Annotated in this window: 7 protein-coding genes and 2 pseudogenes; 4 read left to right on the forward strand and 5 right to left on the reverse strand. The window is 44.4% G+C overall.

Annotated features, from left to right (window positions below; translation table 11 throughout):
• Positions 1 to 4: 4 nt before the first annotated feature.
• From casB to PHQ97_06470, 4 genes and pseudogenes are all read right to left on the reverse strand, one after another.
• Positions 5 to 466: a type I-E CRISPR-associated protein Cse2/CasB gene (casB, locus tag PHQ97_06455; protein MDD4392376.1), complete on the reverse strand. Its 462-nt coding sequence runs from the start codon at positions 464 to 466 to the stop codon at positions 5 to 7.
• Positions 463 to 2,004: a type I-E CRISPR-associated protein Cse1/CasA gene (casA, locus tag PHQ97_06460; protein MDD4392377.1), complete on the reverse strand. Its 1,542-nt coding sequence runs from the start codon at positions 2,002 to 2,004 to the stop codon at positions 463 to 465. Before casA ends, casB begins: the two co-directional genes overlap by 4 nt.
• Positions 2,001 to 4,673, reverse strand: a pseudogene (cas3, locus tag PHQ97_06465) (CRISPR-associated helicase/endonuclease Cas3). The gene casA and the pseudogene cas3 overlap by 4 nt, the downstream one beginning before the upstream one ends.
• Positions 4,674 to 4,906: 233 nt before the next feature.
• Positions 4,907 to 5,596 carry a WYL domain-containing protein gene (locus PHQ97_06470; GenBank protein ID MDD4392378.1) on the reverse strand — a complete coding sequence of 230 codons (690 nt, stop codon included), beginning with the start codon at positions 5,594 to 5,596 and terminating at the stop codon, positions 4,907 to 4,909.
• Between the two features lie 29 nt (positions 5,597 to 5,625).
• Between PHQ97_06470 and PHQ97_06475 the strand changes: the two genes are divergently transcribed.
• The 4 genes from PHQ97_06475 (at position 5,626) to PHQ97_06490 (ending at position 9,178) form a co-directional block, all read left to right on the forward strand.
• The gene (locus tag PHQ97_06475) at positions 5,626 to 6,633 is read left to right on the forward strand and encodes a transposase (protein ID MDD4392379.1); all 1,008 of its coding nucleotides are present in this window, start codon (positions 5,626 to 5,628) and stop codon (positions 6,631 to 6,633) included.
• Positions 6,634 to 7,411: 778 nt separating this feature from the next.
• Positions 7,412 to 7,681 carry a hypothetical protein gene (locus PHQ97_06480; protein ID MDD4392380.1) on the forward strand — a complete coding sequence of 90 codons (270 nt, stop codon included), beginning with the start codon at positions 7,412 to 7,414 and terminating at the stop codon, positions 7,679 to 7,681.
• A 908-nt stretch (positions 7,682 to 8,589) separates the two neighbouring features.
• Complete coding sequence (locus PHQ97_06485; GenBank protein ID MDD4392381.1) at positions 8,590 to 8,862, forward strand: AbrB/MazE/SpoVT family DNA-binding domain-containing protein; 273 nt, start codon at positions 8,590 to 8,592, stop codon at positions 8,860 to 8,862.
• Positions 8,843 to 9,178 carry a type II toxin-antitoxin system PemK/MazF family toxin gene (locus tag PHQ97_06490; GenBank protein MDD4392382.1) on the forward strand — a complete coding sequence of 112 codons (336 nt, stop codon included), beginning with the start codon at positions 8,843 to 8,845 and terminating at the stop codon, positions 9,176 to 9,178. The genes PHQ97_06485 and PHQ97_06490 overlap by 20 nt, the downstream gene beginning before the upstream one ends.
• A 142-nt stretch (positions 9,179 to 9,320) precedes the next feature.
• On the opposite strand, the pseudogene PHQ97_06495 reads toward PHQ97_06490, so the two are convergent.
• A pseudogene (locus PHQ97_06495) lies at positions 9,321 to 9,689 on the reverse strand (transposase).
• Positions 9,690 to 9,824 lie beyond the last annotated feature (135 nt).

Consider the following 9,824-nt stretch of genomic DNA (forward strand, 5'->3'; position numbering starts at 1 on the left):
TGTATTAGTGATTCTTTGGGGGTTGATTGATGAAATATTCTTCAAGCAAATCTCGCTTACTGCGCTTATTCCAGTACCAGAGCCGTTTAGCGGCCTTGGGCCAGTTCACCGCAGGTTCAGCCATTTTGAGGATACGCCGCAATTGAATCATGTCATTCGGTTGTTCTGAACGGACAACCTGAAACAACCGTTTCTCAGTGACCTTCATACCCTTTGCAAGCGCCTTCCCTATGCCAATATCTTCATTTGTGTGCGTCAGGCAGGGAAGACAAAAAATCAGCCGCTGGAATCTGAGTTTGGCCCATTCCGAATAAGCCCTGCCACTGAAAAGACGATAGAATGCCGGGATTTCAAGCAGGTCATCCGGGGTTGCAGTTCTTCGCAACTCGGCCCTGGACCCCGGGGGCAGATGCTCCCATCCTTTGTATAAATCCATAAAATCAGGAAGCTTCAATTGTTCCATCATTTCCTCCTTATATCCTTTTGGGGTTCAAGATTTTTCAAATTGAAGTCGAGAGTTTTTCTTGCGATTGCCATCGTGTGAATCAGTTCAGGATCATTCGAATACGGCAGCACAATCTCGTTGAAAAGTTCTCGGCATATTTCCTTCAAAGCATGCCCCAGGTTCAAAAGAAAAGGGCCAGGGATTGAAAAGTCGATACAGGCTAAAGTTTCCAAGACTACAGGCTCTGATCTTCTATAATATTGATCTTCGGCAATTTTATAGAGTCTAATCTTTTCTCCGATCCCCTTCAGATTTTTGGCGCTATCATATTTGTCTTTTTTGCCCTTACAAAACAGACTTACTGCTTCGGTCAAAGCATTTTTGTATTCAATGCCGTACCAAACAAAATCCTTAATGACCAAGGGATGTTCATCCCATCCCGGGCTAAAGGCGTAAACCTCATGACATCGACGTACAATCGATGCCTTTTTCCGGCCATAACCCCCGATGATCAAATGAAGTTTTTGGGACTGTTGACCATAAATTTGTTTTGATTGAAGAACAACGGCTGCGGGTTCGTACCCCTCGATTGATACTTCTGGCCTCTGCTGGATAACAAAACGATTTAATTGCGACCAAGCGGGAGCAATTGAAGTGAACGATGGAAAGCGATGTTCAATCTCACCACCCCGTTTAAGTTCAAGAATACGTGGTGAATGTGGGTGAGGCCAAGTTCCACTTATTTTGTAGTTTGAAAATTTGTCTTTCTTAAACCTCGTATAGCATTGACTTGTTGGTTGTCCGCACAAATAGCACATACTCTCCTTTTTTGTTGGAGGCATAAGTTCTATATGCGCAGGTTGCCAAAATAAGCCGCGAACTATCCCAATGGATTCCGCAGACTTTGTACCAGTGGTAATAGGCGCAATCCACGTTGGTTTCTGTTTCGAAGTTGTATGGTGCCATGGCAGAATGCGTTTAACCTCATCTTCGTGTAGTACATTTAGCCAAACCGTTTGTCGCAAATGAGCCCCTTGAATCAGAGTGGTAATTGGAGTGCCACTACGCAGGGGCTCTTTAAATCCGCCTCCAAAACCTGGAGTACATGATGCTTGATTGAAAAGAGCTATAGCCGTGCATCCTCCACAAAGTTCTTTGACCAGACCGGGCTCATTAACGAAACAACAATTTTCCGCCCCAGTAATTCCCGCAAAAAGCTTATCCATGGGAGTAATTACCTTAGCGCCCCGCATCTGCATAAAAGGATATTTGGGATGATCAAGCTGAAACCAATCACTGAATGGCTGAATCGCCAAATCGTATTCTTCTTTCGGCAACGATTTCGCTATGCGAGTTTTCAGTTCTATAATTGTCTTGGGAGTAATGAGTGTCTGCATAATGCAGATAAGCAACTGCAATGCAGCGAGTTCCATGTCATCTCTGGGCAAACATAGACCCCATTTGTCATCGCCGCACAACAATTCTCGCAATGCAATTTTCTTCGGGCTGCCCCCGTAAAGGGAACGCACCGGAATCCAGGGTTCTAACAGCAGATTCATTTTTCTTTCTCCATTCCTGTATCTTTGTGATAGCGAAAGATCATTCCGTTTGAACGCCCCTTATAGCCATCTCCGTCCTGTTCCATTTCCAGCCAAAATCTCCCATCCTCATCCGACTCATCCAAAGAATAACGCCATGATTTTGGGACTCCGATGCTGTTCAATGCCAAGACTTCAAGGCGCTGGTATTCATCAAACGATTCCAGAACAGTTCCGTCCATCAACATCTTGCCGCTTGCACAAAGGCAATAAGGGATAACGGTTAAATTCATTTCTCCATCGCGAGTTACAGCTGTAATTTTTTCGTCAGTATCGGCAAAAGGATTGGCCACGGAACTGATCATGTACTTCGCCTTAAATCTTTTTACAGCCTCAACTTCGTCGAGAAACTTTTCATACTTTTTTTGGATCTCGGGAGGTTCATTCCCCCACACTTCCTGTTGATAAACCGATTCAATCCAGGTGCGGTATGCATCCGGGAAAATGATCCGGGTATCTGGAGCAGAGATGATTTTCTGTTCAGTACGCCACAGCACACGGGCGTTGCCATAGATCATTTCATGCAAACCGTAATCAACTTCTTCCGGCAAAAGAATCGTGCAGAATGGTTGTTCGAATCCCAGAGGACGGTTGGTACGTTTATGGCGATGCAGTCTCCCGAGCCGCTGAAACAATAGATCAACAGGACAGATTTGAGTGATAATCCAGTCAAAATCAAGATCGAGTGATTGTTCTATGACCTGCGTTGCTACCAGAATGTGTCCTGTTGCGCGTTTTCCTTCCGGACCGAAACGGGTAATGGCGTCCAATTCTTTTTCCTGCCGATGTTTGTAACAGTAACGGGCATGAAACAAATCAACCGGTATAGAGCTAAGAGTTCGCAGTGTTGTGGTGACCGTTTGTGCGACATCCACCAGATTGCAGACGATAGCGATTTGCGCCCCGCCCTCGGCTGCATTAATGACTCGTTCCAGCAAAGAATGATCCGGCATCATCCCTTCACACCTTATGGATTCTATGTCCACAATGGTTCCGGCAGGCACTTGATCCGGATCAAGCTCAAAAGGTATTGGTCTTTCTCCTGCCGTCCAAGTCGCCAAGGGATATGGATCATTGACTTCCTGCGGTTCCATTTCCGCGGCCCAAGCTTCAAATAGATGTCGTCTCTGTTGCCCGGAAAGCGTCGCGGAAAGCAAAATTGCTGAACCTCCAGCGTCCCTCTGCTGCCGCAATACCTCTTCAAGCAACCCGCACATGTATGCGTCATATGCATGCACCTCATCCACGATAAGCACGCTACGCCCCACCCCGAAACTGCGGACAAATCGATGTCTGACCGGGAGTACCGAAATCAGCACCTGATCAATGGTGCAAACACCAATTTGTCCAAGAAATATCCGTTTTCGGCTTTCGGCCAGCCATTGGCTGCACTGCACCCACCCATCTTCCTTTTCATATTCTTTAATTGCCGCGTGCTTCAAATTTGTAAAAATTTTGTTAAAACGAGCTGCTCCATGAGCCAGAAGAACATTAGGACGATTTTCGAAAAGTTTTGTCGCTATTTTTTTAAGGCGTCCGAGCATGGCATTAGCAGTGGCTTGGGTTGGCAAGGCAAAAATTATGGAATCGGCCAACCCAGCACCTATTAGCCTCCATGCATAGGCCAGAGCTGCCTCGGTTTTGCCGCTTCCTGTTGGGGCTTCGACGACAGTCATTCCAGATTGTAACGGCAGTCTGTCAACCAAGGTCTGCATGGAACGCGGGGTAAAGTTCGAATTCAATAAGACCGACACTCCTTCATATTTTTTTGCTTTACCTCTAATACCGGCTATGTCGAGAGTTTTGATGGCATCCACTGCGCAACGTTGTTCAAAATAAAGAGACAATTCTTGGGGCTTGGCTTGATAGGAAAAATTTTGTTCATCACAACGAGAACCAAGCCAGTCGGAAACAGAACAGAATCCAGCCATCAACGGAGAAAATGCAGGAGGTGAATCATCTATAGAAAGCGACACAGGATGAAGGAATAAGCCTTCCGATGCTGCCAACCACTCAGTTCGGGCCTGATGATCAACTTCGGCAAAATTTTGATCACAAGTCGGTGGTAAGGATGCTGAAGCTAAATATGACGCGTCTTTAATGTGGCCATGGTGGCCGGTTACCGCTTCCAACCATGGTTTCCATGCCGACCATCGATCCGAGAATGGTTCTTCAATATCATCAAGAAAACTTAGTCCAATGCCTGAGACAGGAGAGGTAAGACTTAATTTCTGCCCTTGATCATCCATAAACCACGATAGTCCCTTTTCTCCGTGGTAATAATTCTTGCAATCCTGTGTTGACGGCAGGAAATCGTAGTTGTTTGTATTTGGGTAAAGGCCCTCCCAGATATGTCTTGCACGTAACTGAAAACGCACATCGAACTTGCCATAGTCATGCAAAGCCACAAAAAAGAGCACCCAAGCCCGTAGCTGTTCAATCGGCATAACATTCTGAAATTGAAAACCATGCCGGATTGTCGGACTCGCCTCCCACTAAGCCGCCGCCACCGCCGCCACATCCAGACAATGATAGGGCAAAAGATGATATCTTGCAGGTTTGCCTTCCTCGGCTTTTTCCGCCTTGCCCCAGTATTTAAAATAATCAGGAATTGAATTGTTCACGGTCATGAATCATCCTCCTAATCCTTGCCAATAGAGCCCACACACCCACCTTCAACTAACATCAGGGAGGCGCTTGCCCGCAGGTCTTTGAGCCGCTTTCTCCGGGCTGATGGTTTTTAGATATCCGGCCATCGTAAATGACATCATACGCCCCCACCCCGGACATGTAGCGTCCTATGTCCCAAATAATTTTTACCGCGTCTGAATTTTCAGGCAAAGGGGCGAGGAGTGTTGACGTATCATCCGGCTGTCTTTTCATACAAGTCCTGCAGCCGCCTGACCTCTGTGGCCACCTCCTGTCTTAAATCCGCAGGGCTGATCACCTCCACGTCCGCGCCGAACTGTAGGATGCGCATCTTGATTTCCCGAAAATCGGCCACCGGCAGCGTCAGTTCCAGGCCCCCGTCGGCAAGATCCTGAATTTTCTGGTCAGGATGCCAGCTCTGTTCGCGAACCCACCGGGAACGAAAGGGGGAAAACCGCAGTACCACATCCACGAGCGCATCTCCTTGAAAAATGCCGAAAGCGCCTTCCAGAAGATGGTTCCAGATTGAGGCGGGTTTTTTTTCGAACGACTCGTTTAACACCGAAAGATCGCTGATGCGGGCCAGATAGAACTTTCGCCAGTTGCTGCGCTTCCGGCACCAGGCAATCAGCACCCAGCTGGCCATGTAGTGCTGCAGGTGGTGGGGCTCGACAATGCGGCGGGTCTGTCGGTCTGCGCCCGGCGAACGGTAGGTGAATTCAAGCGGTTTGCTGTGCAGCAGGGCGTCTGCGGCCTTGTGAAAGATTTCGGACTGGGTCGGAGAATATCCGTTCCAGACGGCGGAAAAGCATTCGTCCATTGCGTTTTCGGTCAGCCCCAGGTTGCCGGTCTGGGCAAAGAGCTTTTTGATAGGGGGGACGCCCTTGAAATATTCAGTTGACAAGACAATGAGGGATTGATAGCAGTAAAAACATGCCGAGATTAGCCCGATTAGACGCACCTGGTGTTTTACATCATATTATGATCAGGGGAATAGAGCGTCGAAAAATATACAGGAACAATAAGGATCGTGAAGATTTCTTAGATCGACTATCAACTTTGCTTCCCGAGACTGGGATCCTTTGCTATGCATGGGCGTTTCTTCCAAATCATGCACACTTTCTTTTTAGAACAGGTTCAATTCCTATTGCCACATTGATGAGAAGATTGCTTACCGGATACGTTGTCAGTTTTAACAAGAGACACAAACGGAATGGGCAACTGTTTCAGAACCGATATAAGTCAATCGTTTGTCAAGAGGAAGTTTATCTAAGAGAACTGGTGAGGTACATTCACCTGAATCCTATCCGGGCAGGAATTGTCCAAACCTTATCTGATTTAAATCAATATAGCTACAGCGGGCATAGCGTGTTAATGGGTGAGAAAAATTGTCCATGGCAGGATGTGGATTATGTTCTCGGTTATTTTGGCGACGCTGCAGGTCTGGCAAAAGAAGCATATTATTCATATGTAGAGGCTGGTCTTGAACAAGGGCGACGCAATGAATTGACAGGGGGAGGATTGATAAGGAGCCTTGGCGGATGGGCAGAAGTAAGAAAATTTGCCTTGAAAGGCACTGACCATATTAAAAGTGATGAGAGAATATTGGGTGAATCGGATTTTGTGACCGATATCCTTTCCCAAGCCAATGAGATATTTGAGCGCAAATACGAATTAAAGCGGTTGGGTTATGATCTTGATCGAATAGCATCAAGGGTGGCAGATATTTATGATAGCGAGGTAGCTGATATAACCTTAAAAGGCAAACAGCAAAAAAAGGTTAAAGCCAGGAGCCTTTTCTGTTATTGGGCGGTTCATGAATTGGGGATTTCCCTTACAGAATTAGCCAGGCGTTTAGGGATGAGCGTTTCCGGGGTTGGATACTCAGTGGAGAGGGGCCAAAGCATCGCGCGTGAAAACAATTATCAGCTATTAGAATGAGTTTTTGAGAATTTTAAGGGCGTCCCGATATCCCCTAATTTGTTTTTTTATATTTTCTGAAATAGTAATACACCATGGACCATGGTGGAAAATCATGCGGAAGTTCTCTCCACTGGCATCCGGTATGCGTTAGGTAAAGAATGGTATTTACAATCTCTTGTAAATCATGCTTTCGAGGTCTCTCGGCCTTTGAAGAAGGTACTATCAACAGAGGTGCAATTATATTTTTCATTGTCTATCGGTTAAATCAGTTGTATACTTGGGTAATTTCATAGTGAATCCTCCTGTAATAATGTGGTGTTATATACAAAGGGATGTGATAATGGAACATCCATTCAAATAAGTATCAGTTCATCATCAGATGCCAAATCTTTGTGTTATAAATAATTTTTAAACAGGCTCTAAAAAGGTCACCCAGCCGGCAGTTTATGAAACCGTTCAACGGCGGTTGATGACGAATCACGGGTATCTGGAATGGACCCAGATCCTTTGTGAGATCAATATGACCCAGTTAAAGATTAACCAAATTCAGCGTGCCCTGGTCAAAGCGGGTTATGATCCCGGCCCTATCGATGGTATCGATCAGAACTCAAACCATGAATGCGGTCAATAAATTTCAGGCAGCTAAGAAATTTGCCGTCACCAAGTATTTAACCTTTGAAACGCTTCAGACGTTACATATCAAAATGTAAATTCTAACCTGCTCAATTTTAATTCTACGCATCGGTCAAGGAGTTATAACAAATTAATGTAATATAGATAAGAAGGAGGGGAAATTATGAGATATGCTGTAATTTTACTAACAATAATCGGTATGCTGTTTTTTCTCGGATGTGGAAATGACGATAAAACTGAAAAATCTTCAGCATCGTCAGAAGAAAAGGCCGCTCAAACAGTTGAAGCGGTTAAGGAAACAGCCGGTCAGACAGTTGAAACTGTAAAAGAAAAAACTGGAGAAGCGATCGAAGTTGTGAAAGAGAAAACCAGTGATGCGATCGAAGTAGTGAAAGAGAAAACCGGTGATGCTGCCCAAACTGTAAAAGAATAAGCTTGGTCTTACCAGAGAGTAAAATTATTAAAAATAAAGATGAATCCGTTTAAAGGCAGGGTCATTTGGCCCTGCCTTTTTTATGGGAAAATATATAACGGTGTTGAAATTATAGTAAAATTGGGTCGGGCCGCCGCAACACCTTGTAATATTGTCAAATAAGCAGAATTAAAGCCGATTAAAAATATAGAGATAAGGTTAAATTACACCCCTAAAAACGGGGCTATTTTGAGCTTTTTGGAGCCAAAAACAAGGATATAGACATGGCGAGAGCAAAAAGGCATTACATGCCGGGCCAAATATGGCATATTACCCACCGATGTCATAAGAAATAATTTTTGCTCACAAAAATAGCGAGGTCAGGTCTTCATTCTTGACAGAATTTGAAAAATACATGACAGCGGCTTTGCCGAACCAAAAATTGTACAGGACGCAAAACAGCCTGCGCCCCTGATTTTCGTGCTAAATGGCGGCAAATGAAAAGGGAATGAAATGAAATTCAGCTTCAATATGGAAGATGCGAGCCAGGTATTTGTGGGGGCATTTGCGCTCGCAGTGCCAATTTCCTTTTCTGAAGAGGCATGGCGATTAGGGTTTTCAGGGACGTCCATTGGATTATTGGTTTGTAATAAATTAAAGGGTAGTTTTCAGAATGAAAAGGGGCAACTCTATGGTTGCCCTTGCTCAAAATCAATAAGAGTCAAAGGCAGACATGACCCCTTTTTTACAATGCCCAGCGCAACACCCATTACAGGCCGTCCGCCCAGAGATAGGGTAAGCAATACAATCGTTCAATAAAACATAATTGACCTGGCCCTGTTTTGGGTATTCTATGATTGACATTATCGTAAAGCGTAATTACAATGATTACATAATGAGTCTAATATATAACATAAGGAACAATACTCATGGGAAAACAAATACATGCAAGAGACATTAAATTAGTCCCTATTGGAAATTCAAAAGGAATTCGCATACCCAAAGCGCTTCTTCAAAAATATGGCTTTAATAATTCCTTGTTGCTTGAAGAAACCGAGCAGGGACTGCTTCTTCGCAAGAAAGATGACAATAAACTTTCTTGGGAAGATACTTATAAGGCTATGGCTGATGAGAAGGAAGATTGGGATGATTTTAATCCAACGCTTCTCGATGGATTGGAGAATGAAGACTTTGGATATTAAAAGATACGAAATATATTTCGCTGATCTCAACCCGACTATAGGAAGCGAAATTCAAAAGATTCGTCCTGTTGTTATAATCAGCCAGGATGAAATGAATAAATATTTAGAAACCGTTGTCATTTGCCCTTTAACTTCAAAATTGCACCCGAAATGGAGAAGCCGCCTCCAGATTAAATGCGCGAATACCATGGCAGAAATAGCAGTTGACCAAATACGCACGATTAGCAAACTGAGATTAAAAAAGAAAATTGATCAGTTACCAAAGTTGGAAGCCGCTCAACTACGAAAACTGATAACCGATATGTACGGCGAATAACCGGTAGCCCTTTCTGATACCCGACCAGGATTTCTCACCCCCCTGTTCACCGCCCGCTTTGCTCAAGACGCAGAGAGGCGGCATTATTTATCTACCCCCATTTGTAACTATTCAGCGTGCTTGAAAATTAGTATACTTCCATCTACATGACAAAATCTGGCAACTTGCCGTTAAACAACAGTTCCAGTGCACGGCTTGACTTAATTCCCTGTTTCCGACAAGTAGACAAATAACTTCGCACACGGCAAAAGATTTTTGCTCCATCCATAGAGCGAAAGCATCCCGATATCTTCTGCTGAACTTTTGTCATCCGGATATCATTTTCGCCCAAATTATTCGTAAACGAAACAAGTTCATTATCCATAAACCTGAGAACGTCTATCTCGAAATCTCTTAGCCGTTCTAACAGATTTCTGGATTTTGATTTTTTAATCCGCCCCCTTTTGCCCTTTTTCTTTGGCCTGATTGGTTCCGGACATTCGATTTCGGCTTGTTTTATCAGATCTCTGTATTCAAGCCTATCAGGTGTCAATTACTTTGTCCGGTTCGCGTCAATTATCTTGGCCGGTTTTTTTGCTTAAAAATGATTTTCGAACGAGTGGATTTCGATTGCTTTATGCCGTTAATAACTATGCCCCATTCGGTC

The organism is Desulfobacterales bacterium, from assembly GCA_028704555.1.
Classification (GTDB): Bacteria; Desulfobacterota; Desulfobacteria; order Desulfobacterales; family JAQWFD01; genus JAQWFD01.